Below are 26987 nucleotides of genomic sequence, written 5' to 3' on the forward strand. Positions count from 1 at the left end.
CAAAACCTCAGGTCAGCAGGGTCAGCACGGTCTCCGAGTGCCGCCCCGGCGAGCGCGCGGTCCGGGCCTGCAGCCATGCCTCCAGGCGGTCCTCCGGCAGCGGCCGCGAGATCAGGTAGCCCTGGGCGACGTCACAGCCCATCGCCTCGAGCTGGTCGCGCGCCACGTCCTCCTCGACGCCCTCGGCCACCACCGTCAGCCCGAGCGAGTGCCCCAGCTCGACGATCGACCGGACCACCGCGAGGTCGCCCAGGTCGGTCCCCATCCCGAGGACGAAGCTCTTGTCGATCTTCACCTGGTCGACCGGCAGCTGCCGCAGGTACGCCAGCGACGAGTACCCGGTCCCGAAGTCGTCCACGGCGAGCGTGATGCCCAGCGAGTGCAGCTCGCGCAGGATCGGCAGCGCCTTCTGCGGGTCGGACATCACGCCGGACTCGGTCAGCTCGAACGTCAGCAGCTCGGGCGGGATGCCGTGGTGCTCCAGCTCGCGGGCGACCTTGTTCGGGAAGTCCTCGTCGGCCAGGTTGCGCACCGACAGGTTGACCGCCACCGAGATCCGCAGGCCCTCGTCGAGCCACTTGCGGCAGCGCTTGAGCGCCTCGCCGAGCACGAAACCGGTCAGGACGCCGATCAGGCCGGCCGCCTCGATGGCCGGGACGAACTCGTCCGGGCCGAGCCGGCCGAACTCCGGGTGCACCCAGCGGACCAGCGCCTCGACGCCCTGCACCTGCCGGTTCGGCAGGGTGATCTTCGGCTGGTAGTGGACGCTGACCTGGCCGTCCTCGAGGGACTGCCGGAACTGCGTGACCATCTGGAAGCGGCGCAGGAAGATCTGGCCCATGCTCGGCACGTAGCCGCGGACCTCTTCGCCGCCCTTCGTCGCGCGGACCGCCACGTCCGCCCGCTGCAGCAGGCCTTCGATGTCGACGACGTCACCCGGCTCCTCCGCGGACGTCGTCGCGTAGCCGATCATCGCGTTCGCCTCGACCGAGAGCCGGTCGACCGGGTACGGCGCCGACAGCTCTTCGCGCAGCCGTTCCGCCGCGTGGTGGGCGTCTTCCGGCGGGCAGCCGACGAGCAGCGCCGCGAAGGACGCGCCTTCGAGCCGGGCGAGCGGGACGTCGGGGCCGAGCGCGTCGCGGATGCGGCGGCCCGCGGCGACGACCATCCGGTCCGCCCACGCATAGCCGAGCGCGTCGCTGACCGTGGAGAAGACGTCGAGGTCGATCCGCAGCACCACGGCGTTGGCGAAGTCCCGCAACGGTTCCTTGGCCACCTGCCGGAAGCCCGGCCGGTTGAGGTGCCCGGTGAGCGGGTCGTGGTAGGCGTCGTGACGCAGGGTCGCCAGCAGGCGCCGGTTGTCCAGCGACGTCGCGAGGTGGCTGGCCATCGTGCCGAGCAGCTGGACGTCGTACTTGCCGAAGCCGCGCCAGCGGGACAGCCGGTCGTGCGCCTCGACGACCCCGAGCAGCCGGTTCGCGCTGCGCAGCGGGACGACCAGTGCCTCCTGCGCGCCGCGGTCGAGCAGCGCCGCGCGGACGTCGGGGTTGGCCTCGGTGATCCGGAAGTGCCGGACGTGCGCGCCGGGCAGGCGCAGCAGCGGGTCGTCGGCGGCGGGTTCGGCGGCCGGCAGGTCGTCGCCCGCGACCACGACCCGCATGGTGTCCTTCGGTTCCAGCCGCAGCCGCAGCACGACGCGGCCGGCGGCGAGCTGGTCCTTGATGCGCTCGGCGATGGTCGCCCACTCGCGGACGTCGACGCCGCCGACGAGCTCGTCGGCGCGGCTGGCCGGGCGCGCAGCGGCCTGCTGGCCCGAGCGGGCCACCATCAGGCTGACGTCGGAGAGCGCCTCCATGTCCCGCTGCTCGCGCAGCAGGTCGGAGTACGCCCAGTACAGCGCGGTCAGGCCGAGGAAGACGGCGAGCACCAGCGGCCACGCCTGGGGCGTGCTGGAGATGACGAGGTAGCCGGAGAGGCCGACGGACGCGTTGACGAAGCCGACGACCAGGATCCGCCCGGTGAGCCGGACGGCGGTGCTGACCCGCATGCGGCGCCGCAGCACGCGGACCGCGGCCAGGGCGAGCAGCGTGCTCACCAGCGGCGCGGTCAGCGTGCCCGCCAGCGCGGCGACCCACGGGATCTTGTCGCCGGTGCCGACGGCGTGCTTGACCAGCCCGGCGACCGCGAAGGCGCCGGTGATCTCGAGCAGGAAGGCGCCTGCGTTGTAGAGGACGCGGCCGGCGACCTTGCGCGCGAGCAGCGTGCCGATGCCGGCGACGAGGTGCGCGGCCAGCACGACTTCGAAGGGCGCGATGAAGAACCCGATGACGAGCGGGATCTCGGTGAACGAGATCGTCCAGGAGATGCCGCTGCGGACGTCGACGTTGATGCCGAGCTGTTCGGCGAGCAGGAAGGCGACCGCGAGCACCGGCGCGATCCACAGCAGCCGGTCGTTCCACTCGAACGGCAGCCACGAGCCGACCGCGAACGCGGCGACGAGCCCGAGGCTCAGGACGGCGAAGGTGTAGACGCGGAACCGGCGTTCGTCGGTGCGGGCTTCGGCGGAGACGGGTGGTGTCCCGGAAGCGGCTCCCGGCCCGGGCTGCGCCTGCGCGACGGCGTCACCGTGGGCGTTGGTGTCCGGCATCCGACCTTCCCTCCCGGCTTGTCCACCGGTGCTGATCCGTGACTTCGGGTGTGGACAAGGGCCATACCGTACCCCGTAGGGCGTACCCGTGTCCCTTTCGAGACAGTAAGAGATCACCCCAGGGTTAACAATGCCTCGAACGCGCTGACCTGCGTGGACCAGAGGGTGAAACGCCGGATGTCCGAACTCTGCCCAGTTCCCTACGCACCAAAAGCCGGGGAGCGCTTCAATGGCTCCATGCACAGCGATGTGATTGCCACCGAGCACGCGGCGCGGCTCGCGGCGGTGGATCCCCTCCTCCCCGGCTCGACCCCCTTCGAAGCAGCGGAAAACGCGGTGGTCCTGGAGGTGGCGACGGGCGGCTCCGCCGCGTCCGGGCTGGCGTCCCGCGTCCAGGTCGACCGCGACGCCCCGAACGCCCCCTGGCGCGCGCTGACCGAACACCGCCTCGACCTCCAGCTGGCCGGCCCGCAGCCGGCGGCCGTCCTCGACGCCCTGCTCACCCGATGGGATGAACATCTGCGCGCGGTCGCCGAGCGCGGCGACACCGAGACGGCGGCGATCGTCCCGCGCGCGAGCCGCGACGCCGCCGGCGCCCGGGAGATGCTGCACCACGGGTTCGCCCCGCTGCGGGTGATCGCGGTCCGCCCCTCGCAGCGGCTGGTCCCGGCGACGCCGCTCGGGACGCCCGGGGTCAAGATCCGCCGCGCCGAGCCCGACGACCTCGAGACCGCCGTCGCGCTCGGCATGGAGCTGCACTCCTACGACGCCCAGTACGGCACGGTGAACTGGCGCACGGGGGTCGAGGAGATCCTGGCCAAGGACCTCGCCGAGCAGCTGAAGCGGCCGGAGCCGCCGTTGTGGATCGCCGAGCTGTACGGCCGTCCGCTCGGCATGGTGAGCGTCCAGCACCCGGGCGAGACCGGCTGGATCAGCGGCCGGGTCGCCGCGTCCCGGGTCGGCTACCTGTCCTCCCTGGCCGTGGCGGAGGCCGCGCGGTCGTCCGGCGTCGGCACGGCGCTGGCGACGCACGCCCACCACGTCCTGGACGAGGAAGGCGCCGACGTCGTCCTGCTGCACCACGCCGCGGCCAACCCGCTGTCGACACCGTTCTGGTACGCGCAGGGCTACCGCCCGCTGTGGACGTACTGGCAGCGTCGACCGGCTGTTCGGTGAACTACTGGTGGATTACCGCGGCTGCCCCGGGCTTATAGGCTGACCTCGCCGCCAGCGAGGGGAGCCTGAAGTGACCGACCAGCGGGATTCCGCGCCGAGAGCGCCCGAGGGTGTCGACACCGAGAAGCCGTCCGCGGCCCGGATCTACGACTGGTACCTGGGCGGTACCCAGAACTGGGCCGTGGACCGCGAGTTCGGCCGGCGCATGGAGCAGCAGTGGCCGCTGGTGCGCCCGGGGTCGAAGCAGAACCGCGAGTTCATGAACCGCGCGGTCCGGGCGGCGCTGCGGGCCGGCATCCGGCAGTTCATCGACCTCGGCTCGGGCGTGCCGACGGCGGGCAACGTGCACGAGGTCGTCGAGGCGGAGCTGCCGGAGGACCACGACGCGAAGGTCGTGTACGTCGATTACGAGCCGGTCGCCGTCGCCCACGCGACGCTGATCCTCGAAGAGGGCATGGCGACCGACTGGGCCGGCATCGTCCAGGCCGACATGCGGAACGCGAAGTCCGTCCTGCGCTCCGAAGAGACGCGCCGGCTGATCGACTTTTCGCAGCCGGTCTGCCTGATCATGGCGGCGGTGCTGCACTTCGTCGGCCCGGACGACGACCCGGAGGGGCTCCTGGCGGCGTACCGCGACGCGCTCGCGCCGGGCAGCTGGCTGGCGATCTCCCAGATGAGCGAAGGCGACGGCGACGGCCCGTACCTGGAGGGGCTGCGCTGGTTCGTCGAGCAGTACCGCAAGACGAGCAATCCGGTCTGGCTGCGCAACCGCGACGAGATCGAGCCCCTGTTCGGCGGCTGGCCGCTCCTGGAGCCAGGCATCGTGCACCTGCCGGACTGGCGGCCGGACCGGAAGATCAATGCCCTGGAAGCGGAGGCCCGGCCCTTCGCTTGGTGCGCCGTGGCGGCGAAGCCAGGCCGCTGACCTGCGGTTTCCGCGATCGCTGTGGGCGAACGCACCATCGGAAACAAACACACCCATCGGAGAGTTGAGCTAGGCAGACTCAACTATCCGAGGAGTGCACATGTCCGACACCCGCCTCCTGCCCGTGCTCCCGCTCGATGACGACGTCGTGCTGCCGGGCATGGTCGTCCCGCTCGACCTGACCGACACCGAGACGCGGGCCGCGGTGGAGTCCGCCCAGGCCAAGACGCCGAGCCAGGCGTCCTTCCCCGGCATCCGCTCGGCTGCGCCCGCCAAGGCCGAAGTCCTCATCGTCCCGCGCGTCCACGGCGAGTACGCCGAATTCGGCACCGTCGCGACGGTCGAGCGCATCGGCCGCGTGCCCGGCGGCAAGGCCGCCGTCCTGCTGCGCGGTACGGCCCGCGCGGTCGTCGGCCGGATCGCCGACGGTCCCGGCGCCGCCCGCTGGGTGCACGCCGAGGACGCCCCCGAGACCACGACCGACCAGACCGCCAAGCTCGCGGCCGAGTACAAGGCCGTCGTCATCTCGATCCTCCAGCAGCGCGGCGGCTGGCAGCTGATCGACGCCGTCCAGCAGGTCGAGGACGCCTCCGCGGTCGCCGACCTGTCCGGGAACGCGCCGTACCTGTCCACTGAGCAGAAGCTCGAGCTGCTGTCCACTTTGGACGTCACCGCGCGCCTGGAGAAGGCCCTCGAGTGGAGCAAGGAGCACCTGGCCGAGCTCGAGGTGACCGACACGATCCGCAAGGACGTCGCCGAGGGCATGGAGAAGCAGCAGAAGGAATTCCTGCTGCGCCGCCAGCTCGAAGCGATCCGCAAGGAACTCGGCGAGCTCGACGGCACCGCCGACGAGACGGACTACCGCGCCCGCGTCGAAGGTGCCGAGCTGCCCGACGCCGTCAAGAAGGCCGCACTGGCCGAAGTGGACAAGCTGGACCGCACTTCCGAGCAGTCCCCCGAGGGCGGGTGGATCCGCACCTGGCTGGACACCGTCCTGGAGCTGCCCTGGAACGAGCGCACCGACGACGTCTACGACATCGCGGCCGCGCGTGCGGTGCTCGACGCCGACCACGCGGGCCTCGACGACGTCAAGGAACGCATCATCGAGTACTTGGCCGTCCGCAAGCGGCGCGCGGAATCGGGTCTCGGCCCGGTCGGCGGTCGTCGTTCGGGCGCGGTGCTCGCCCTCGCGGGCCCTCCCGGGGTCGGCAAGACGTCGCTGGGCGAGTCCGTGGCGAAGGCCATGGGCCGCAAGTTCGTCCGCGTGGCGCTCGGCGGCATCCGGGACGAGGCGGAGATCCGCGGCCACCGCCGCACCTACGTCGGCGCACTGCCCGGCCGGATCGTCCGCGCCATCAAGGAAGCCGGCTCGATGAACCCGGTCGTGCTGCTCGACGAGATCGACAAGGTCGGCGCCGACTACCGCGGCGACCCGACCGCGGCCCTGCTCGAAGTGCTGGACCCGGAGCAGAACCACACGTTCCGCGACCACTACCTCGAGGTCGAGCTGGACCTGTCCGACGTCGTGTTCCTGGCCACGGCCAACGCGCTGGAGACCATCCCCGGCCCGCTGCTGGACCGCATGGAGCTCGTCACGCTGGACGGCTACACCGAGCACGAGAAGGTCACCATCGCCCGCGACCACCTGCTCCCGCGCGAGCTGGAGCGGGCCGGCCTGGGCACTGCGGACGTCACGCTGACGGACGCCGCGTTCAGCCGGATCGCCGCCGAGTACACCCGCGAGGCGGGCGTGCGCGACGCGAACCGGACGATCGCCAAGGTGCTGCGGAAGATCGCGACCAAGGTGGCCCTGGAGGAGGTCGCGCTGCCGGTTTCCCTGGACGCGTCCGACCTGGAGACCTACCTGGGCCGCCCGCGGCACATCCCGGAGTCGTCGCTCCCGGCGTCGACCCAGCGCACGGCAACCCCGGGCGTGGCGACCGGCCTGGCGGTGACCGGCGCCGGCGGTGACGTCCTGTACATCGAGGCGTCGCTGGCGGACCAGGAGTCCGGCGCGTCCGGGCTGCAGCTGACCGGCCAGCTCGGCGACGTGATGAAGGAGTCGGTGCAGATCGCGCTGTCCTACCTCCGCTCGCACGGCGCGGAGCTGGAGCTGCCGGTGGGTGACCTCCGCAACCGCGGCATCCACGTCCACGTCCCGGCGGGCGCGGTGCCGAAGGACGGCCCGTCGGCGGGCATCACGATGACGACGGCCCTGGCCTCGCTGCTCTCGGGTCGCGTGGTCCGCGCGGATGTGGCGATGACCGGCGAGGTGTCCCTGACCGGGCGCGTCCTGCCGATCGGCGGCGTGAAGCAGAAGCTGCTGGCCGCACACCGGGCCGGGATGAAGACGGTGATCATCCCCCAGCGCAACGAGCCGGACCTGGACGACGTCCCGGCCGAGGTGCTCTCGCAGCTCGACGTGCACGCGGTGGCGAACGTCCGCGAGGTCCTCGACCTCGCCCTGACCCCGGCTTCGACGCCGGTTTCCCAGGCGGCGTAACCCCGAGCGCCGCCACCCCCGGACGGCCGGTTTCCTTCTCCCCCAAGGGAAACCGGCCGTTCCCCTACGCGGCGCCCCTCCGCGCGGCGACGAGGTAGCCAGCGCTTCGCTTCACGCGGGACCGTCGTTTCCGGACGGTCCCGCCACGACCGGTCCCGCCGCCGGACCAGCCGATCGACCGGCGGCACCGACGCGGTGACGTCGTAGGCGATGACGTCGCCGGGCTGCAGGCCGGCCCGCCATAGCACCTCCCGGACCCGCCTCGGCGTGAGGGCGACGATCCCGGTCCGGCGGGCGCCGTGCCGTCTCGACGGCGGGACGCCGACGGCGCGTTCCAGCGCGCCGAGGATGCGGCAGGAGGGCCCGCCGGGCCGGGTCACCCGGGCGACTTCGCGCAGAGCCCGGGCGGCATCGGTGTACTCGAGCACGCCCATCGCGAGAACGACGTCGAACCGCCGATCGGCATCTCCTGGATGTCCCCGACGGAGAGTTCGACTTCGCCGCCCGCCCGAGCACCGACGGCGTCGACCATGGCCGGCGACTGGTCGCACGCGGTGATCCGGAAGTCGCCGGGCCGCGTGTCGAGCGCGGGTTCGGCGTACTGTACCCGGACCAGCTCCTCGGGGGTGTCCCCGTTGTCCCCGGCGCCTCGGGCGCTGTAGGTGCCGCCGGGCGTCTTGTGCAGCTGTCCCAGACTGCTTGCGGACGTGGGGGATGAGCAAGAACGGGACGCTGTAGTGGTCGGCCAGCTGCTTGAACCGCCCGGCCGCGGCGTAGTCGGCGCTGTAGGCCGACGACCCGGCCGCGTCGGTGCCGCGCATCTTCTCGAAGGTGTCGATGATGACCAGCCAGGCGTGCGGGTTCTCCTCCGGCCACCCGACCAGTACGGCGTCCCGCCGGCGGTCATGGTGGGGCACGCGGTCTCGAGGGCGAGCAGGGGCGCGGCCGCCGGCCGGTGTCCTCCAGCGCGCAGTACGGGACCGGGCCGCGCTCCACCTCGATCGACCCCAACACCGGTCTCCGTTGGCGATCGCGGCGCCCGTGCCGAGCGAAAACCACGACTTGCCCGGCTTCGGCGCACCGGCCAGCAGGTTCAGCCCTTCCGCCAGGAGGCCGGGAACGGCCCACTTCGGCGGCGGGAACTCCTCTCGCATCAGCTCCGCGTCGGTCCACCGGGTGCGGCGGGCGGGCGTGTCGGCACGGCGGCCAGCGGCCGGGGCGTGGTCGTGATCGGTGACTCCGTTCGGACGTAGGTGCGGTGTCCGGTGGGGTGGCAGACTGAGCGCGTGAATCACGGGGGAAACGGCCGTCCAGAAGTACTGACCAAAGGCCAGAGAGCGTTCGTTCTGACATCGGTGATCGTCGGGGGTATCGGAGCCGCCATCTGCGCTCTCGCTGCCGTGATGTCGAGCCGGTGGGCATGGGAGATGTGGCCGATGGCTGCCATTCTGGCGCTGTCGTCAGTCGTACAGTGGTTCCGATACCGGCGAACAAGACCACAGAAATCCTGAGCGTGAACTTCGGCAGCCTGCACATGACATCTTTCAGGACGGCGGCGGCATCGCGTAGCCCGTCTGCTGCTGCCGCGCTGTCACGTCCCCAACCACGGGTATCGGGGAACACATCGCGGCCTACCTCTTATCCCGCAGCTTCTCAACCTCAAGATGGTTCAGCTACCGTCCGCGGGCGTCGACAAGTGGATTGCCGAGGTGCCATCGGATGTCACATTGGCGAGCGCCCCCTTGGTGCGCTTTCAGGATGCGCACACCTGGGTTAAATCAAGTCATGAATTGGAGATCATCACTGCACCTCTTATCGACAAGACGCATGGCCTTGTCGATAAGTATTTCCTTGCCGCAATGGACGATGGGGCCCTTCTCGTAAACGCCGGTCGCGGGCGAATTGTGGTCACGGACGCACTTGTGGCGGAGTTGCAATCGGACCGCCTGCGCGCCGCTTCGAATGTCACCGAGCCCGAACCGCTACCGGATGACCATCCATTGTGGAACTGCACGAACGTGATCATCAGCCCGCATGCCGCACGGACGGTGCCGCGAACCAACCACCCTGGTGTATCAGGTCCAGGTCGACCAGATCGGGGCGTTTATCCGTGACGAGACGCCATCGAACGCGACTTCGGGCCGTTGCCCGGCGCACTCAGCAAGCGGCACGTCCCACGCGCTGCCCACGGATGGCCCACAGATGGCCGCATATGCCGCACACGCGAAGAAGCCCCGCGCCCGGCATATGCCGTGGTCACGGGGCTTCTTCACTGGTGTGGCGGGTGAGGGATTCGAACCCCCGTAGGCAATGCCAACTGGTTTACAGCCAGTCCCCTTTGGCCACTCGGGTAACCCGCCTAGGCCGGTCGCACCGGCCGGGGGAAAGCTTACCGAACGCCTCCGAGCAGGGGTCAACCGGGATACCCGTCGGGTGACAGGGGCTAGGCTGGGTGGCCCCTGACAAGCGAGTACGAGGTGTGAGGACACGTGGCGGATCCCTCTTTCGACGTCGTGAGCAAGGTCGACCGCCAGGAGGTGGACAACGCGCTCAACCAGGCGAGCAAGGAGCTGGGCACCCGGTTCGACTTCCGCGGCACCGGCACGACGATCAACTGGGCCGGCGAGGAGGCGCTCACGATCGAGTCCGAGACCGAGGAGCGCGCCCTGGCCGCGGTCGAGGTGTTCAAGGAGAAGCTGATCAAGCGCAGCATCTCCCTGAAGGCCTTCGAAGCCGGCGAGCCGGCGCTGTCGGGCAAGATCTACAAGATCTCCGGCAAGATCCTCCAGGGCATCGCCTCGGACAAGGCGAAGCAGATCGCCAAGTTCATCCGCGACGAGGGCCCCAAGGGCGTCCAGGCCCAGATCCAGGGCGACCAGCTGCGGGTGTCGGGCAAGAAGAAGGACCAGCTGCAGGACGTGATCGCCTTGCTGAAGGGCAAGGACTTCGAGATCGCGCTGCAGTTCACCAACTACCGGTGACGCCGCCGCGGGCACCCGGTCGCCGGGTGCCCGCTCAGGACGGCGTCAGCGTCCAGCTCGCTTCGTAGCCCTCCACCTGCAGGTACGCCGGCCCGCGGACGTCGCGCTCCACCTGCAGGTCGCCGATCTGGTTCAAGATCAGGTCGCGGTCCTCCGGCGACATCACCCACAGCCCGATGGCGCCGCGCGTCTTCGCCGTGAACCGCACGTGAGCCACGCCCGCCGGCAAGCGGACCACCGCGTCGCCCTTACCCGGTGTCTCCTTGCCCGCCTCCGCCGTCGGCACGCTCCGGTGGTCCGCGATCGTCGCCGTCCAGGGGGCGTTCGCGTGGACCGTCACGCGCTTCACCGGGGTGCGCGGGTCCGTGTTCATCCACTTCGTGCCTTTGTACGCGCCGATCGCGTTGACCAGGCCGTGGTCGCCGCCGTCCGTGTCGACGATCACGTTGGACGTGCACTTCGGGCACTCGAACGTGAAGAAGCCCACCTGGTCCGCCGGCCACGTCGTCTCGAACTCGCCGCTCTCGGTGCCCGTGTGCGTCTCCGGCGGCACGTCACGCGGCTCCGCGGGCGCAGTGGACGACGGCACAGGAGACGGCGCGGAGGCCGCCGGATCCACGATCTCGCCGTAGCCGGTCGCCGGCGCGCACGCCGACGTCAGCGCCAACAACAGCAGCACACCCAGCCGGATCCTCATGTTTCCCCCTCCGGTGATCTTTCGGCACCGGGCACGGGAGCGTTACCCGATCGCGTGAATGCGCCGGGTGACCGTCGCCCACCCGTGTTGTAATCGCGCGGTCACCGCGTGGAGGGGGTCGAGTTGCGCCGTTCGCTGGTCTTCCTGCTGACGCTCGCCGCCGTCGCCTCGCTGCTGACGCCCGCGAGCGCCGCCGAACGCCGGCAGCTCGTCCCCGGCTTCGGCGCCTACCCGCGGCTGATCCGGCTCGGGAACGGGCCCATCATCGCCACCCTGACCAGCGAAGACGCCGACGGCAAGTACACGCCCGTGCTGGAGAGCACCGACGAGGGCGAGTCGTTCCACGAGATCGGCGCCATCCACGACCCCGACGGCCGGTCCGGCATGTGCTGCGGCACCGTCTACGAACTGCCCGAGCGCGTCGGCCGGCTCCGCGCGGGCACGCTGCTGTGGGCCGCCTCCTACCGGCAGGACGCCGGGCCGCAGCGCCGGATCGGGATCCGCGTCTGGGCCAGCAAGGACGGCGGCCGCTCGTGGAGCTTCCTGTCCGAGGCCGCGCGGTCGCACAACATCGACGGCATCTGGGAGCCCGAGTTCACCGTCGACGCCGGCGGCACGCTCTGGCTCCACTTCGCCGACGAGACGCAGGCGCCGAAGTACGCCCAGGTGCTCAACCGGGTCGCCTCGACCGACGGCGTGAACTGGGGCACCAAGCAGCTCACCATGGCGATCCCGCCCGACCGCGTCCGCCCGGGGATGCCGATCATCCGGCGGCTGCCCGACGGCCGCTACTACTTCGCCTACGAGATCTGCAACTTCCGCGACCGCTACTGCGACCCGTACTTCAAGATCTCCGCCGACGGCGCCAACTGGGGCGACCCCGGCGATCCGGGCACCCGCGTCGACACCGCCACCGGCAATTACTTCCAGCATGCGCAAACCATCACGCTGTTCCCCGGCGGCCCGAACGGCGTGAGGATCGTCATGGTCGGGCAGATCTACACGAACGCCAAGGGCGTGCCGCAGCCGCAGAACGGCCAGGTCCTGCTGGCCAACGACGACTTCGGCGCTGGTCACTGGTACGAACTGCCCGCTCCCGTGCACATCAGCAGGATCTGGAACAACTTCTGCCCCAACTACTCCTCGACGCTGCTGCCGGTCGACGACGACCGGAACGTGCTGGAAATCGCCACCGAGGACAACGCCGGCTGCAAGGCCTACTTCGGTAAAGGATCCGCCTTCTAGCGACGGCCCGTAGGGTGGTCGGGTCGCGGCCACGGGGAAAGGGAGGCAGTCCATGAAGGGGATCGTGCTGGCCGGAGGCAGCGGGACACGTCTGCACCCGATCACCCAGGCGGTGTCCAAGCAGCTGCTGCCGGTCTACGACAAGCCGATGGTCTACTACCCCATCTCGGTGCTGATGCTGGCCGGGATCCGCGAGATCCTCGTCATCTCCACCCCCACCGACCTGCCGATGTTCCGCAGGCTTCTGGGCAACGGCGACCAGTTCGGCGTCTCCTTCTCCTACGCCGAGCAGCCGAGCCCGAACGGCCTGGCCGAGGCCTTCGTGATCGGCGCGGACTTCATCGGCGACGACGACGTGGCGCTGGTCCTCGGCGACAACATCTTCTACGGCCAGGGCTTCTCCAGCCGCCTGCAGCAGGCCGTGCGCGAGCTCGACGGCTGCGTCCTGTTCGGCTACCCGGTCAAGGACCCCGAGCGCTACGGCGTCGGCGAGGTCGACGACGCGGGCAAGCTGATCACCATCGAGGAGAAGCCGTTGAAGCCGCGCTCCAACCAGGCGATCACCGGCCTGTACTTCTACGACAACGAGGTCGTCGACATCGCCCGCGCGCTCAAGCCGTCGGCGCGCGGTGAGCTCGAAATCACCGACGTCAACCTGACCTACCTGAGGAAGGACCGCGCCACGCTGGTCGAGCTCAGCCGCGGCTTCGCCTGGCTCGACACCGGCACGCACGACTCGCTGCTCGAAGCCGGCCAGTTCGTGCAGGTGCTGGAGCACCGGACGGGCGTGCGCATCGCCTGCCTCGAGGAGATCGCGCTGCGCATGGGCTTCATCGACGCCGACGAGTGCTACGCGCTGGGGGCGAAGCTGGCGAAGTCCGGCTACGGCGACTACGTCAAGGCAGTCGCCGTAGCGGCGGGAGCGTCGGTCTAGCCGGGCTCGCACCACCGAAGCACCGTCGCGATTGCTGGTGAGCCGAAGCGCTACTCGCCGTCTTCAGTCCATAAAGGACGGAGGGCTCAGAACGGGCGGCGCGCCATCTCCTCCAGCCGCGCGATCCGGTCGGCGATCGGCGGGTGCGTCGAGAACAGCTTGCTCAGCCCCTCGCCCGGGCGGAACGGGTTGGCGATCATCAGGTGCGACTGCGACACCAGCTGCGGCTCGGCCACCAGCGGCCGCGCCCGGGTGCCGGCGTCCAGCTTCCGCAGCGCCGAGGCCAGGCCCAGCGGGTCACCGGTCAGCCGGGCGCCGGACGCGTCGGCCTGGTATTCCCTCGACCGGCTGACACCCATCCGTATGACGGCCGCCGCGATCGGGCCGACGAAGATCAGCAGGAGGCTGAGCAGGGGGTTCCCGTCGCGGTTGTTGCCGCCGAAGAACAGCGCGATGTTCGCGAGCACGCTGATCACGCTGGCCAGCGCGCCGGCCACGCACGAGATCAGGATGTCGCGGTTGTAGACGTGCGAGAGCTCGTGGCCGAGCACCGCCCGCAGCTCGCGCTCGTCGAGCAGCTCGAGGATGCCGGTGGTGCAGCACACCGCCGCGTGCCGCGGGTTGCGGCCGGTCGCGAACGCGTTCGGCGCGACCGTCGGGCTGATGTAGAGCTGCGGCATCGGCTGCCGGGCGACCTGCGCGAGCTCGCGCACGATCCGGTACATCGCGGGCTGCTCGACCTCGGACACCGGCCGCGCCCGCATCGCGCGCAGCGCCAGCTTGTCGGAACTGAAGTAGGCGAACGCGTTCATCCCGAGGGCCACGACCAGCCCGATGACCAGCGCGCCCCGGCCGAAGAACCCGCTGAGCGCGACGATGATCGCCGACAGAAGGCCGAGCAGCATTGCCGTCTTGAGTCCGTTTTGGTGCCCGTGCACGTCCGCTCGCCTCCGTCCGCTGTGGAAGTGGGTTACCCAGTGGAAACAACGCGATCGGGGGACGCGAAGTTCCTTCACGTGGCGATCCCGCGGGTTACGCTCGCACGGCGAGATGATCAGGAGCGGAGGCGCCGATGGGCGGTGCGCGGCTATCCCGGCGAACCCTGTTCGCCCTGGTCACGGCGGGTGCCGGCGCCCTCGTGCTGCCCGGGACGGCCCGCGCGGAGGACGTCCGGTCGCTCGACCTCGGCGGGGCGCCGGCCGGGGTCGCGGTGAATCCGGTCACCGGCCTCGGGTACGTCACCGACGCCCAGGCCGGGACGGTCTCCGTGGTGGATCCGCGGCGGGTGTCGGTCGTCGACGTGATCCACGTCGGCGGCGAGCCCGGCGACGTCGCGGCCGACCCGGAGGCGGGAAGGATCTACGTCGCGAACCCGCCCGCGGGCACGGTCGTGGTGCTGGACGGCCGGACGCACGACCTGGTGAGCGTGATCGGCGCGGGCGCCGGCGCGTCGGCGCTGGCGGTCGACGAGGAGGCCAACCGCGTCTACGCGGCCAGCGGCACCACCGGCACGATCGCCGTGCTCGACGGCGTCAGCTGCACGCTCACCGCGCTCGTGCCGGGCCCGAAGCCGGGCTTCGCCGGGATCGGCGTCGACTCCGGCCGCAAGCTGGCCTACTGCGCGAGCACCGCCTCCGATTCGGTCGAAGTCTTCTCGATCGACAGCGGGCGGTTCGTCGCCTCGGTGAAAGTCGGGCGCAACCCGACCGGCGTCGCCGTGCACCAGGCGAGCGGCACGGTCTACGTCGCGAACTCCGGCATCCACCACATGTCCATTGTGGACGCTGCGACGCGCACCGAGCGCAAGACCGTGCTGCTGCGCAGCGAATCCTCCGCGCTGGCCGTGCACCAGGGCACGAACACGGTGTACACGAACGGCGGCCAGAACGGGCTCACCCGCGTCGACGGCACGGCGGGCACGCTGAGCGGCGAGCTGTCACTGGGCGTCAACCCCGGCGACGTCGCGGTCGACCAGCGGTCACGCACCGTGTGGGTCACCGACCCCCTGCACGGGCGCCTCTTCCTGGTCCGCAACTTCTGACCGCCACCTGGGGCAACTCCAGGTATACGGTCGGCGGACATGGAACTCGGACTGCAGATCCCCGACTTCACCTGGCCGAACGGGGCGTCCGCGCTGGGCGCCGACCTGGCCGCCGTCGTCCGCGCCGCCGACCGGGCCGGCTTCGGCTCCATCGCGGTGATGGACCACTTCTTCCAGATCGGCGGCGTCGGCCCCACCGAAAACGACATGCTCGAGGCGTACACCACCCTCGGCTTCATCGCGGCGCACACCGAGCGCGCCAAGCTGCTCACCGTCGTCACCGGCGTCCTCTACCGGCACCCCGGCCTGCTCGCCAAGGCGATCACGACGCTGGACGTGCTCTCCGGCGGCCGCGCGATCCTCGGCATCGGCGCGGGCTGGAACGAGGAGGAGTCCCGCGGGCTCGGCTTCCCGTTCCCGTCCGTGGCCGAGCGCTTCGAGCTGCTGGAGGAGAACCTCCAGTACGTGCTGCAGATGTGGACCAACGGTGACGCGCCGTTCAAGAGCAAGCACTTCGACGCCGAACGGCTGCTGAACGTGCCCCAAGTGCTGTCGGAGCCGCGGCCGCCGATCATGATCGGCGGCGGCGGGGAGAAGAAGACGCTGCGGCTGGTCGCCAAGTACGCCGACCAGTGCAACCTGTTCAACGGGCCGGAGCTGGAGCGCAAGCTCGACGTGCTGCGGCAGCACTGCGAGAACGAGGGCCGCGACTACGACTCGATCACCAAGACCGTCTACCACATCCTCGACATCGGCGAGAACGGTGAGAAATCCGGCGAGCTGCTGGCCGAGCTGGAGCGGCTGAACGGCCTGGGCATCCACGTGGCGCTGGGCATGGTCCCGCACGTCCACAAGCCGGCGATCCTGGAGAAGTTCGCCACCGACGTCATCCCGGCGGCGGCGAAGATCTCCTGAACGTCGTCCGGAGCCCTCTCCGCCACCCGGCGGGGAGGGCTCAGCCGTCCTTGGCGACGACCCGGGTGAGGGCCGCGACGCCGATCCCGGCCACCGCGACCACGATCCCGGTGATCAGCCAGCCCACCAGCGCGAGCACCACGCCGGTGACCCCGAAGAGGGCGAATTCCAGCAGGAACCGGGCCGGTTCCGGCAGGCGGCGGCGCGCCCGTGGCGCCAGGAAGAGACCCCAGAGCGCGGCGGCCGCCACCGGCAGCAGGACCGCGTCGACGATCGCCAGCGCCACCCCGCTCCCGAGCTGCGTGCCCGCCAGGGCCAGCCCGCCCAGCAGCATCAGCTCGGTGAGGAAGCGGGCCGTCAGCACCACGCCCGTGAACCCGCTCAGGCGGGGGGTGGACTCCGATGTCATCCGGCCAGCCTAGGAGCACGTCCACTGTGGACGTTACGGGTTCGGCCGGGCACGGTTCGTGATTCCGGCCACAGTCCGGCCGTTCAGGTTGCGGTTCCGAATCGGTCCACCAGCGGCTCCCGCGTCGCTGTAACGACCTTCCGGCGCCGGTCGACGTGTTGGGTGCACATCGCGACCGCGAGCCAAGGAGCCTGGTAGATGACCACATGTCGACTCTGCGGTTCGACAAACACGGCCAGTGTCGTCGACCTCGGCGCGACTCCCCCGTGTGAGCGATTTTTGCCGGCGGAGCAGCTCGACGAACCGGAAGCCACCTTCCCGCTGCACCTGAAGGTCTGCACCGACTGCTGGCTCGCCCAGATCCCGCCGCTGATCGACCCCGACGACACCTTCACCGAGTACGCGTACTTCTCGTCCTTCTCGACGTCGTGGGTCGAGCACGCGAAGCGGTTCGTCGACGGCGCGGTCGAGCGGCTCGGGCTCGGCGAGAAGTCGTTCGTCGTCGAGGTGGCGAGCAACGACGGGTACCTGCTCCAGCACGTCGTCGGGCACGGGATCCGGTGTCTGGGCGTGGAACCTTCGGTGAACGTCGGGCAGGCGGCGCGCGACGCCGGCGTGCCCACCCTGACGGCCTTCCTCTCCGAGGAAACCGGCCTGAAGGTGCGCGAGGAGCACGGGCCGGCCGACCTCGTCGCCGCGAACAACGTCTACGCGCACATCCCCGACGTCCTCGGCTTCACGAAGGGCCTGCGGGCGCTCGTCGCCGACGACGGCTGGGTCTCCATCGAGGTCCAGCACCTGCTCACGCTGATCGAAAAGAACCAGTACGACACGATCTACCACGAGCACTTCCAGTACTACACGGTCGAATCCGCGCGCCGCGCCCTCGCGACCGGCGGGCTGACCGTGGTCGACGTCGAGCTGCTGCCGACGCACGGCGGGTCGATCCGGCTGTGGGCGCGTCCCGACGGTGTCGCGGGCGAGCCCAGCGAGCGGATGACCGACGTGCTGGAGCGCGAAAAGGCCGCCGGGCTGCACGAGCTGTCCGGGTACACCGAGTTCGCCGAGCGCGTCACCCGCGTGCGGCTGGACCTGCTGAAGTTCCTCATCGAGGCGCGCAACGACGGGAAGACCGTCGTCGGCTACGGCGCCCCGGGCAAGGGCAACACCCTGCTGAACCACTGCGGCATCCGGACGGACCTGCTGCAATACACGGTCGACCGCAACCCGTACAAGCACGGGCGGTTCACCCCGGGCACGCGCATCCCGGTGCTGCCCCCGGAGCGGATCGACGCGGACCGGCCGGACTACGTGCTCGTCCTCCCGTGGAACCTCCGGGAGGAACTGACCGAACAGCTCTCCCACATCGGGTCCTGGGGCGGCAAGCTCGTGTTCCCGATCCCCCACCTGGAAATCGTCGAGGTGCAGTGAAGTGAAGGTCGTCCTCTTCTGCGGTGGTTACGGGATGCGGATGCGCAACGGCGCGGCCGACGACGTCCCGAAGCCGATGGCGATGGTCGGTCCGAGACCGCTCATCTGGCACGTCATGCGGTACTACGCGCATTTCGGCCACACCGAATTCATCCTGTGCCTCGGCTACGGCGCGGCGCACATCAAGAACTTCTTCCTGTCCTACGAGGAAACGATTTCGAACGATTTCGTCCTCCGGGGCGGCAAGGCCGAGCTGCTCTCGACCGACATCGCGGACTGGACGATCACCTTCGTGCAGACCGGGATCGAGTCGCCGATCGGCGAGCGGCTGCGGCGGGTGCGGGAACACCTCGACGGCGACGAGATGTTCCTCGCGAACTACGCCGACGTCCTGTCCGACGTGCCGCTGCCCGAGATGATCGAGCGCTTCGAGAAGTCGGACGCGGGCGCGTCGATGATGGTCGTCCCGCCGCAGTCGTCGTTCCACTGCGTCGAAATGGACGAAGGCGGCATGGTCGGCTCGATCACCGCGGTGAGCGAAATGCCGCTGTGGGAGAACGGCGGCTACTTCGTGCTGCGGCAGGACGTGTTCGACCACATTCCCGAGAACGGCGACCTGGTCGCCGACGGCTGCGCCGAGCTGGCCAAGCAGGGCCGCCTGCTCGCCTACCCGTACCGCGGGTTCTGGAAGCCGACCGACACGGTCAAGGAGCGGGCGGCGCTGGACTACGCCTACAGCCACGGCGACCGTCCCTGGGCGCTGTGGGAGCGCCCGGCCGCGAGCACCGCGTGATCGGGCTCCGACCGGATCGGCTCGGCAGCGTCGTCGCCCTCGGTGCGCACTGCGACGACATCGCGATCGGCGCCGGCGGCACGCTGCTGACGCTGTGTTCCACCCGGCCCGGCCTGCGGGTCGACGCCCTGGTCCTCTCCGGCGGCGGCACCGACCGCGAGGACGAGGAGCGGGCCGCGCTGGCGGCGTTCTGCCCCGGCGCGGACGTCGACGTCACGGTGCTGAAGCTGCGGGACGGGCGCTTCCCGGCCCACTGGGAAGAGGCCAAGAACGCCCTCGAAGACCTGCGGCGGCGGACCGACCCGGACGTCATCCTGGCGCCGCGCACCGACGACGCGCACCAGGACCACCGCGGGCTGGCGAAGCTGGTGCCGACGGCGTTCCGCGACCACCTGACGCTCGGCTACGAGATCGTCAAGTGGGACGGCGACCTCGGCCGCCCGTCGGTGTACCAGCCGCTGACCGACGAGCTCGCGGAAGAGAAGGTCCGGCTGCTGCAGGCGCACTACGCCTCGCAGCGGCACCGGCCCTGGTACGACCGCGAGGCATTCCTCGGGCTGGCCCGGATCCGCGGGATCGAAGCCGCCGCGAAGTACGCCGAAGCGTTTTTCGTCAAGAAACTCACTCTCGATCTGAAGGGCTGAATCCGATGCGGGTGTTGCTGACGGGGCACAAGGGCTACCTGGGGACGGTGATGGCCCCGGTGCTCGCCGCCGCCGGCCACGAAGTCACCGGCCTGGACTCCGGGCTGTTCGAGGACTGCCTGCTCGGGCCCGCCCCCGCCGACCCGGCCGGGCACGTCGTCGACCTGCGGGACGTCACGCTTGAGCACGTCACCGGGTTCGACGCGGTCATCCACCTGGCCGCGCTGTCGAACGACCCGCTGGGCTCGCTCGCACCGGAGCTGACCTACGACATCAACCACCACGCGTCGGTGAAGCTCGCGAAGCTGGCGAAGGACGCGGGCGTCAAGCGGTACCTCTACGCGTCGACCTGCTCGGTGTACGGCGCGGGCGGCGACAACCTCGTCGACGAGGACGCCCCGCTGCGCCCGGTGACGCCGTACGCGGAGTCGAAGGTGCGCGTCGAGGCCGACGTCCACGAGCTCGCCGACGACGACTTCACGCCGGTGTACATGCGCAACGCGACCGCGTTCGGCTACTCGCCCCGCCTGCGCGGCGACATCGTGCTGAACAACCTGACCGCGCACGCCCACCTGTCCGGTGAGGTGCTGGTGCTCTCGGACGGCACGCCGTGGCGCCCGCTGGTGCACGCCCAGGACATCGCCCGCGCGTTCACGGCGGCCCTGACGGCACCGAAGGAGGCCGTGCACAACAAGGCGTTCAACATCGGCACCGAGGAGAACAACGTCACGGTCGCCGAGATCGCCCAGGAGGTCGTCGAGGCCGTGCCGGGCTCGACGCTGAACATCACCGGCGAGGCCGGCGCCGACCCGCGCTCCTACCGGGTCGACTTCTCGCGCTTCCGCGCGGCGATCCCGGGCTTCGCCTGCGACTGGTCGGTCAAGGACGGCGCCGTCGAGCTCATCGAGGCCTACCGCAAGTTCGGGCTGACCCGCGAGTCGTTCCAGCAGCTGTTCACCCGGCTGGCCTGGCTGAAGAGCGAGGGCGAAGCCGGCCGCGTCGACACCACCCTGCGGCGGAAGTAGTGGCGGGCCCGCAGCTGCGGACCGGGGCGGAACTGTACGCGCTGGTCGAGCGGCTGTACCCGATCTGCCGCAGCATCACCGGCGACGGCGTGCGGCAGACCCTGGACATCATCGGCGAGCACATCGCCCTGGAGCGGCACGAGGTCCCGACCGGCACCGCGGTGCTGGACTGGACGATCCCGCAGGAGTGGAACATCCGGGACGCCTACGTCGCCGCGCCTTCGGGCGAGCGCGTGATCGACTTCCAGGAGCTGAACCTGCACGTCGTCGGGTACAGCGTCCCGGTGTCCCGGCGGATGCCGCTGAGCGAGCTGCGGGAGCACCTGCACACGCTGCCCGACCAGCCGTCGTGGGTGCCCTACCGGACCAGCTACTACGCCCCGGCCTGGGGATTCTGCCTCGCGCAGGAGAAGCTCGACGCGCTCCCCGACGGCGAGTACGACGTCGTCATCGACTCGACGCTGGCCGATGGTTCGCTGACCTACGCCGAGCACGTCGTGCCCGGCCGCGTCACCGACGAGGTCATCGTGTCCTGCCACGTGTGCCACCCGTCGCTGGCGAACGACAACCTCGCCGGCATCGCGGTGGCCATCTCGCTGGCCCAGCAGCTGGCGCTCGCCCAGCCCCACTACACCTACCGGTTCCTGTTCATGCCGGGCACGATCGGCTCGATCACCTGGCTGGCGCGCAACGCTTCCCGGATCGACAAGGTCCGTCACGGCCTCGTGCTGGCGTGCGCGGGCGACCCGGGATCGCTGACGTACAAGAAGTCCCGCCGCGACGACGCCGAGATCGACCGCGTCATGCAGTACGTCCTGCGGTCGCGGGAGCACCGGGTCGTCGACTTCTCGCCGTACGGCTACGACGAGCGCCAGTTCTGCTCACCGGGCTTCAACCTCGGCGTCGGCTCCCTGACGCGCACGCCGTACGCGGGCTACCCGGAGTACCACACCTCGGCCGACAACCCGAGCTTCGTGTCGCCCGCGGCGATGGAGGACACGCTCGGCGCGCTTCTCGACGCCTTCGGCGTCCTGGACCGCAACCGCCGGTACGTGAATCTGAGCCCGTACGGCGAGCCGCAGCTCGGCAAGCGCGGGCTGTACGACTCGCTCGGCGGCCGCAGCGACGCCAAGCAGGCCCAGATGGCGATGCTGTGGGTGCTCAACCTCTCCGACGGTTCGCACAGCCTGCTCGACATCGCCGAGCGCGCCGGCCTGCCCTTCGACATCGTCGACGTCGCGGCCCGGGCGCTCCACGACGCCGGCCTGGTCAAGGAGTGAGCGACGTGGCCAACCATCGCCGCACCCCGCGCTCGATCTTCCGGTCGGGCGCGGTTCGCGCGATGGCCGGACGGCTGAGCTGGGGCCTCGGCGACCAGGCCGTGTCCAGCCTGACCAACTTCGCCGTCGGGCTGTACGTGGCCCGCTCGCTCGGCACGTTCGCGTTCGGCATCTTCAGCCTCGCCTGGGTCACCTACGGCGTGGTGCTCAACGTCTCCCGCGGCCTGGCCACCGACCCCCTGATGGTGCGCTTCAGCGCCGTCCCCGAGGACCGGTGGCGGGTCGGGGTGGCGAGCGCGTCCGGCACCGCGATCGGCGTCGGCTGCGCGACCGGCCTGGTCAGTCTCGTGGCCGGCCTGGCCGCGGGCGGCCCGCTCGGCAACGCGTTCGTCGCCCTCGCCGTGGTCCTGCCTGGCCTGCTCCTGCAGGACGCCTGGCGCTTCGCGTTCTTCGCCCGCGGCGCGGGCAAGAAAGCGTTCGTCAACGACTGCGTGTGGGGCGTCGCCCTGATCCCGGCGCTCTACGTCGCCGCCCAGATCCACACGGTGGTCGCGTTCGTGCTGGCCTGGGGCCTGTCCGGTGCGGTCGCGGCCCTGTACGGCGGGTTCCAGACGAGGATTCTCCCGCACCCGCGCGAGATGCTCGGCTGGCTCCGGACGCAGCGCGACCTCAGCGTCCGGTACCTCGTCGAGAACGTCAGCAACAGCGGTGCGTCGCAGCTGCGCGCGTACGGCCTCGGCGCCATCGCCGGGATCACGGCCGTCGGCGCGGTCCGCGGCGCCGAGCAGCTCCTCGGCCCGTTCCTGGCCCTGCTCATGGGGCTGTCCCTGGTCACCGTCGCCGAGGGCGCGCGGGTGCTTCAGCGGGCGCCGCACCGGCTGAAGCACTTCTGCATGATCCTCGGCGGCGGCCAAGCGGGCGCCGCCCTGTGCTGGGGCCTCGGCCTGCTCCTCCTCGTGCCCGACAGCGCCGGCCGCTGGGTGATGGGCTCGGTCTGGGACTCGTCGTCCCCGCTGATCCTCCCGGTGACCCTCGCCGTCGTCGGCGCGAGCTTCGCCACGGGCGCGGCCGCCGGCCTGCGCGCCCTCGGCGCGGCCAAGCGGAGCCTGCGCTCGCAGCTGGTCGCGTCCCTGTTCTACGTCACCTTCGGCATCGCCGGCGCGTTCCTCGGCGGCGCGTCCGGGTCCGCGTGGGGCGTCGCGACGGCCACCCTCAGCGGATCCGTCGTCTGGTGGTTCCAGCTGCGGGCCGGGCTGCGCGAGTACGTGCCGCCGGGCGCCGACGAGCCCACCGTGGTGTTCGAGCCGATCAAAGAGCCGATCAAGGAATGAGGACTCCATGACCACCGTCCCGCGGCTGAGCCTCGGCCTCCCGGTGTACAACGGCGGGGAGTACCTCGCCGAGTCGCTGGACGCCCTGCTCGGCCAGACCTACGAAGACTTCGAGCTGATCATCTCGGACAACGCCTCCACCGACGGCACCGACGAGATCTGCCGCCGCTACGCCGAGAAGGACTCGCGGATCCGCTACGTCCGCCAGCCGAAGAACATCGGCGCGACACCGAACCACAACTTCGTGTTCGACGTCTCCCGCACCGAGCTCTTCAAGTGGGTCTCCCACGACGACCTGTATGCCCGCGACCTGCTCAAGCGGTGCATCGAGGCCCTCGACGAGCGCCCGGACATCATCCTGGCCCACTGCGACCAGGCGATCATCGACGGCGACGGCCGCATCGTCCAGCCGCTGCAGTACACGCTGAACACGGCGTCCCCGCACGCGCCGGACCGCTTCCGCAGCATCCTGTTCGAGCCGGGCGGCGACGACTTCTACGGCGTCATCCGCGCCGACGTCCTCCGCCGCGTCAAGCCGCTCGACAGCTACCACCACGCCGACCGGACGTACTCGGCCGAGATGGCCCTGCACGGCCCGTTCCACCAGGTGCCCGAGCTGCTCTACTTCCGCCGCGACCACCCCGGCCGCGCGGAACGGGCCAACCCGACCATCCGGAGCCGGTGCGCGAATCTGGACCCGCGGCGCGCGAACCGGCTCCGGAATCCCACCGTCCGCCTGCTCGGCGAGTACGTGTACGGGTTCGCGGACCTGATCCGCCGCGCGCCGATCTCGGCGGCCGACAAGCGCGAGTGCTTCGGCCACCTCGGCGCCTGGTTGACCAACCGGGCCCGCTCCGGCCACGGCGAGCGCGTCGAGGACCGCGCGCCGACCGCCTCGGACGTCGCCACGGTCAACGAGATCGTGGCCGGCCGGGAAGGCAGGCTCGCGTGAAGCGTCCGCCCCGCGTCGGCGTGTTCGGCCTGCTCGGCTCGGGGAACCTCGGCAACGACGGTTCCCTCGAAGCCGTGCTCGGCTACCTGCGCGCCGAGTACCCGGACGCGGTCCTGACCGGCCTGGTGGGCGGCCCGGACATCGTCCGCGCGCGGTACGGCGTCGACACCACGCCGCTGCACTGGAACCAGGCCGAGTACGAGACGGCGTCCGGCCTCCGGTCGATCGTCCTCAAGGGACTCGGCAAGCTGGTCGACATCGGCCGCACGGCCGCCTGGGTCCGCAAGCAGGACGTCGTCATCGTGCCCGGCATGGGTGTCCTCGAAGCGACGCTTCCGCTGCGTCCGTGGGGTTTCCCGTATTCGCTCTTCCTCCTCTCCGCCACCGGGCGCCTCTTCGGCACCAAGGTGGCCCTCGTCTGCGTGGGCGCGAACCACATCGGCGCGCGGGCGACCCGGACGCTGGTCCGCTGGTCCGGCCGGCTGGCCGCGTACCGCTCCTACCGCGACGACATCTCCCGCGACGCCATGCGCGCCATGGGCGTCGACACGAGTGCCGACCAGGTCTACCCCGACCTCGCGTTCTCCCTCCCCACCCCGGCCGCCGGCGGCAAGCCGGGCACCGTCGGCGTCGGGGTGATGGCCTACTACGGCGGCAACGACGACCGCGCCGAGGCCGACCGCATCTACCGCCACTACGTGGACACGATGAACCGTTTCGTCGCCTGGCTCGTTGACCAGGGCAGACCCGTCCGGCTGTTCATCGGTGATCAGATCGACCGGCAGGTCGTCGACGAGATCATCGAGAAGACCGCTTCCCCGCTGGTGACGGCGGCTCCGGCGGAGACCCTGGACGAGCTGATGCACGAGATGGCCGCAGTGGACAGCGTGGTGGCCACGCGCTACCACAACGTGCTCTGCGCCCTGAAGGTCGCGAAACCGACCGTGGCGATCGGCTACGCACCGAAGAACGACGTCCTCATGGCGGAGATGGGCCTCGACGGCTTCACCCAGCGGGCGAAGACCGTCGCCTTCGACCGGCTCGTCGAGCAGTTCACCGAACTCGAGAACCGCTCGGCCGAACTGCGCCAGACGCTCCAGGAACGGAACGAGATGAACGCCCAGCGGCTCAAGGACCAGTTCGCCGCCCTTTCGGCGGCCCTCTTCGGGGGTGCGCGATGAAGGCGATTCCGGTGCCCGAGATCGACGGTGCGTACCTGTTCGAACCCACCCCGCACGCGGACCAGCGCGGCTTCTTCAGCCGGACGTTCGACCGCGACGTCGTCGCGTCGGTGGGAATCGACCCGGACGGCTTCGTCCAGGACAGTCTTTCCCGTTCGCGCAAGGGCGTGGTCCGCGGAATGCACCTGCGTGGTGGGGCCGGCGAGGCGAAGCTGGTGCGGTGTTCACACGGCGCCATCTTCGACGTCGTCGTGGATCTCCGACCGGATTCGCCGACGTTCCGGAATGTGAAAACCTTCGAACTCTCCGGTGATACCCAGGTTTCTTTGTACATCCCCGCGGGCTGCGCGCACGGATTCCAGTCACTCACCGATCCCTCTGACGTTTCGTACCGTATCGATCGGGCGCACGATCCTGAAGAGGACATTACGATTTCGTACAAAGACCCTGAATTGGACATTTCGTGGCCACTGTCGGTCACAATGGTCAGTGACCGGGATGAACGGGCGCCCTCTCTCGGAGAGGCGTTGAAACCAACGAGGTGAACCACGACATGGGAACGAACCTGCCCCGCTCCACGTCGGCGAACGAGCGGCTGCACCGGGTCATCCCGGGCGGTGCGCACACTTACGCCAAGGGCTCGGACCAGTATCCCGAAGGGATGGCCCCGGTCATCTCGCACGGCCGCGGCGGTCACGTCTGGGACGTCGACGGCAACTCCTACATCGAGTACGGCGCCGGGCTGAGAGCGGTCAGCCTGGGCCACGCCCACCCGCGGGTGATCGAAGCGGTGCGCGGCGAGCTGGAGAAGGGCAGCAACTTCATCCGGCCGTCGATCATCGAGGCCGTGGCCGCCGAGCGGTTCCTCGAGAACGTGCCGACGGCCGACATGGTGAAGTTCACCAAGAACGGCTCGGACGCGACGACCGCGGCGGTCCGGCTGGCCCGCGCGGCCACCGGCCGCAAGCTCGTCGCCAAGTGCGCCGACCACGCCTTCTTCTCCACCGACGACTGGTTCATCGGCACCACGCCGATGAACGCGGGCATCCCGGACGAGACGACGGAAGCGGTGGTGTCCTTCCCGTACGGCGACCTGCAGGCCGCGGAGGACCTGCTGCAGCGCCACGAGGGCGAGATCGCGTGCATGATCCTGGAGGCGGCCGCGGCAGTCGAACCGCCGCCGGGGTACCTGCAGGGCCTGCGCGAACTCACCACCCGGCACGGCGTCGTCCTGATCTTCGACGAGATGATCACCGGCTTCCGGTGGTCCGCCCAGGGCGCGCAGGGCCTCTACGGCGTCACGCCCGACCTCTCGACGTTCGGCAAGGCCCTCGGCAACGGCTTCGCGGTGTCGGCGCTGGCGGGCAAGCGGGAGCTGATGGAGATCGGCGGCCTGCGCACCGACCAGGAGCGGGTGTTCCTGCTCTCCACCACGCACGGCGCGGAGACCCACTCGCTGGCCGCCGCGATGGCGGTCATGGACGTCTACCGCGACGAAGACGTCATCGGCCGCCTGCACGCCCTCGGCGACCGGCTCGCCGCCGGCGTCCGCGAGGTGGCGGCCGGCATCGGCGTCGAGGACCACGTGGTCGTCCGCGGCCGGGCCAGCAACCTGGTCTTCGGCACGCTCGACGAGCAGGGCAAGCCGTCCCAGCCGTACCGGACGCTGTTCCTGCGCGAGCTGATCGGCGGCGGCGTGCTCGGACCGTCCTTCGTGGTCAGCGCCGCGCTCACCGAAGCCGACATCGACAAGACCATCGACGTCGTCGCCCAGGCCTGCACGGTGTACCGGAAGGCCCTCGACGCGAACGACCCGGCGCCGTGGATGGGCGGGCGCCCGGTGCAGCCCGTGTTCCGCAAGTTCGCCTGATTCCCGC

Annotated in this window: 23 protein-coding genes, 1 tRNA gene and 1 pseudogene; 19 read left to right on the top strand and 6 right to left on the bottom strand. The window is 70.3% G+C overall.

Annotated elements, in window-relative coordinates; translation table 11 throughout:
• Positions 1 to 7 precede the first annotated feature (7 nt).
• Positions 8 to 2647, bottom strand: coding sequence for a putative bifunctional diguanylate cyclase/phosphodiesterase (locus ACWEF6_RS07640; protein WP_449682155.1), 2640 nt, complete (start codon positions 2645 to 2647; stop codon positions 8 to 10).
• A 237-nt stretch (positions 2648 to 2884) separates the two neighbouring features.
• Here ACWEF6_RS07640 and ACWEF6_RS07645 point away from each other — a divergent pair, with 237 nt between their 5' ends.
• The 3 genes from ACWEF6_RS07645 (at position 2885) to lon (ending at position 7251) form a co-directional block, all read left to right on the top strand.
• Positions 2885 to 3823, top strand: a complete 939-nt coding sequence (locus tag ACWEF6_RS07645; RefSeq protein ID WP_449682156.1) for a GNAT family N-acetyltransferase — start codon at positions 2885 to 2887, stop codon at positions 3821 to 3823.
• A 70-nt stretch (positions 3824 to 3893) separates the two neighbouring features.
• Positions 3894 to 4748 carry an SAM-dependent methyltransferase gene (locus ACWEF6_RS07650; protein WP_449682157.1) on the top strand — a complete coding sequence of 285 codons (855 nt, stop codon included), beginning with the start codon at positions 3894 to 3896 and terminating at the stop codon, positions 4746 to 4748.
• Between the two features lie 100 nt (positions 4749 to 4848).
• Positions 4849 to 7251, top strand: a complete 2403-nt coding sequence (gene lon / locus ACWEF6_RS07655) for an endopeptidase La (protein WP_449682158.1) — start codon at positions 4849 to 4851, stop codon at positions 7249 to 7251.
• Between the two features lie 410 nt (positions 7252 to 7661).
• On the opposite strand, the pseudogene ACWEF6_RS07660 reads toward lon, so the two are convergent.
• A pseudogene (locus tag ACWEF6_RS07660) lies at positions 7662 to 8405 on the bottom strand (AAA family ATPase); the annotation flags it as partial.
• Positions 8406 to 8915: 510 nt separating this feature from the next.
• On the opposite strand from ACWEF6_RS07660, the gene ACWEF6_RS07665 reads away from it, so the two are divergent.
• Positions 8916 to 9365: an NAD(P)-dependent oxidoreductase gene (locus ACWEF6_RS07665; RefSeq protein WP_449682159.1), complete on the top strand. Its 450-nt coding sequence runs from the start codon at positions 8916 to 8918 to the stop codon at positions 9363 to 9365.
• A 164-nt stretch (positions 9366 to 9529) separates the two neighbouring features.
• On the opposite strand, the gene ACWEF6_RS07670 is transcribed toward ACWEF6_RS07665, so the two are convergent.
• Positions 9530 to 9611: transfer RNA gene (locus ACWEF6_RS07670), tRNA-Tyr, on the bottom strand.
• Positions 9612 to 9740: 129 nt separating this feature from the next.
• Between ACWEF6_RS07670 and ACWEF6_RS07675 the strand changes: the two genes are divergently transcribed.
• Positions 9741 to 10232 carry a YajQ family cyclic di-GMP-binding protein gene (locus ACWEF6_RS07675; RefSeq protein ID WP_103337374.1) on the top strand — a complete coding sequence of 164 codons (492 nt, stop codon included), beginning with the start codon at positions 9741 to 9743 and terminating at the stop codon, positions 10230 to 10232.
• 34 nt (positions 10233 to 10266) lie between these two features.
• On the opposite strand, the gene ACWEF6_RS07680 is transcribed toward ACWEF6_RS07675, so the two are convergent.
• The gene (locus ACWEF6_RS07680) at positions 10267 to 10929 is read right to left on the bottom strand and encodes a hypothetical protein (RefSeq protein WP_449682160.1); all 663 of its coding nucleotides are present in this window, start codon (positions 10927 to 10929) and stop codon (positions 10267 to 10269) included.
• Positions 10930 to 11037: 108 nt separating this feature from the next.
• Between ACWEF6_RS07680 and ACWEF6_RS07685 the strand changes: the two genes are divergently transcribed.
• On the top strand, positions 11038 to 12174 hold the full coding sequence (locus ACWEF6_RS07685) for a sialidase family protein (protein WP_449682161.1): 1137 nt from the start codon (positions 11038 to 11040) through the stop codon (positions 12172 to 12174).
• Positions 12175 to 12226: 52 nt separating this feature from the next.
• Positions 12227 to 13108 carry a glucose-1-phosphate thymidylyltransferase RfbA gene (rfbA, locus tag ACWEF6_RS07690; protein ID WP_449682162.1) on the top strand — a complete coding sequence of 294 codons (882 nt, stop codon included), beginning with the start codon at positions 12227 to 12229 and terminating at the stop codon, positions 13106 to 13108.
• 86 nt (positions 13109 to 13194) lie between these two features.
• Here the strand turns inward: rfbA and htpX are convergent, their stop codons facing one another.
• Positions 13195 to 14046 carry a zinc metalloprotease HtpX gene (gene htpX / locus ACWEF6_RS07695; protein ID WP_449682163.1) on the bottom strand — a complete coding sequence of 284 codons (852 nt, stop codon included), beginning with the start codon at positions 14044 to 14046 and terminating at the stop codon, positions 13195 to 13197.
• A 134-nt stretch (positions 14047 to 14180) separates the two neighbouring features.
• Between htpX and ACWEF6_RS07700 the strand changes: the two genes are divergently transcribed.
• Entirely contained in the window at positions 14181 to 15149 is a 969-nt protein-coding gene (locus tag ACWEF6_RS07700) for a YncE family protein (RefSeq protein ID WP_449682164.1), read from the top strand.
• Positions 15150 to 15188: 39 nt separating this feature from the next.
• Positions 15189 to 16064, top strand: a complete 876-nt coding sequence (locus ACWEF6_RS07705) for an LLM class F420-dependent oxidoreductase (protein WP_449682165.1) — start codon at positions 15189 to 15191, stop codon at positions 16062 to 16064.
• A 40-nt stretch (positions 16065 to 16104) separates the two neighbouring features.
• Here the strand turns inward: ACWEF6_RS07705 and ACWEF6_RS07710 are convergent, their stop codons facing one another.
• Complete coding sequence (locus tag ACWEF6_RS07710) at positions 16105 to 16473, bottom strand: YrdB family protein (RefSeq protein ID WP_449682166.1); 369 nt, start codon at positions 16471 to 16473, stop codon at positions 16105 to 16107.
• 198 nt (positions 16474 to 16671) lie between these two features.
• Here ACWEF6_RS07710 and ACWEF6_RS07715 point away from each other — a divergent pair, with 198 nt between their 5' ends.
• The 10 genes from ACWEF6_RS07715 to ACWEF6_RS07760 are packed head-to-tail and all read left to right on the top strand — an operon-like array spanning position 16672 to position 26980.
• Positions 16672 to 17904 carry a class I SAM-dependent methyltransferase gene (locus ACWEF6_RS07715; RefSeq protein WP_310967832.1) on the top strand — a complete coding sequence of 411 codons (1233 nt, stop codon included), beginning with the start codon at positions 16672 to 16674 and terminating at the stop codon, positions 17902 to 17904.
• 1 nt (position 17905) lies between these two features.
• Positions 17906 to 18697, top strand: coding sequence for a glucose-1-phosphate cytidylyltransferase (locus ACWEF6_RS07720; protein WP_449682167.1), 792 nt, complete (start codon positions 17906 to 17908; stop codon positions 18695 to 18697).
• Positions 18694 to 19341: a PIG-L deacetylase family protein gene (locus ACWEF6_RS07725; RefSeq protein ID WP_449682168.1), complete on the top strand. Its 648-nt coding sequence runs from the start codon at positions 18694 to 18696 to the stop codon at positions 19339 to 19341. Before ACWEF6_RS07720 ends, ACWEF6_RS07725 begins: the two co-directional genes overlap by 4 nt.
• Positions 19342 to 19346: 5 nt before the next feature.
• Positions 19347 to 20366 carry an NAD-dependent epimerase/dehydratase family protein gene (locus tag ACWEF6_RS07730; RefSeq protein ID WP_449682169.1) on the top strand — a complete coding sequence of 340 codons (1020 nt, stop codon included), beginning with the start codon at positions 19347 to 19349 and terminating at the stop codon, positions 20364 to 20366.
• Positions 20366 to 21646, top strand: a complete 1281-nt coding sequence (locus ACWEF6_RS07735) for a DUF4910 domain-containing protein (protein WP_449682170.1) — start codon at positions 20366 to 20368, stop codon at positions 21644 to 21646. The genes ACWEF6_RS07730 and ACWEF6_RS07735 overlap by 1 nt, the downstream gene beginning before the upstream one ends.
• Positions 21647 to 21651: 5 nt before the next feature.
• Complete coding sequence (locus ACWEF6_RS07740) at positions 21652 to 22977, top strand: MATE family efflux transporter (RefSeq protein ID WP_310967837.1); 1326 nt, start codon at positions 21652 to 21654, stop codon at positions 22975 to 22977.
• A gap of 7 nt (positions 22978 to 22984) precedes the next feature.
• Positions 22985 to 23929 (top strand): glycosyltransferase family 2 protein, encoded by a 945-nt coding sequence (locus ACWEF6_RS07745; RefSeq protein WP_449682171.1) that lies wholly within the window; start codon positions 22985 to 22987, stop codon positions 23927 to 23929.
• Positions 23926 to 25110, top strand: coding sequence for a polysaccharide pyruvyl transferase family protein (locus ACWEF6_RS07750; RefSeq protein ID WP_449682172.1), 1185 nt, complete (start codon positions 23926 to 23928; stop codon positions 25108 to 25110). Before ACWEF6_RS07745 ends, ACWEF6_RS07750 begins: the two co-directional genes overlap by 4 nt.
• Positions 25107 to 25655: a dTDP-4-dehydrorhamnose 3,5-epimerase gene (gene rfbC, locus ACWEF6_RS07755; protein ID WP_310967840.1), complete on the top strand. Its 549-nt coding sequence runs from the start codon at positions 25107 to 25109 to the stop codon at positions 25653 to 25655. The genes ACWEF6_RS07750 and rfbC overlap by 4 nt, the downstream gene beginning before the upstream one ends.
• A gap of 8 nt (positions 25656 to 25663) precedes the next feature.
• Positions 25664 to 26980: a glutamate-1-semialdehyde 2,1-aminomutase gene (locus ACWEF6_RS07760; protein ID WP_449682173.1), complete on the top strand. Its 1317-nt coding sequence runs from the start codon at positions 25664 to 25666 to the stop codon at positions 26978 to 26980.
• Positions 26981 to 26987: the final 7 nt, after the last annotated feature.

Source organism: Amycolatopsis sp. NPDC004772, assembly GCF_053601215.1.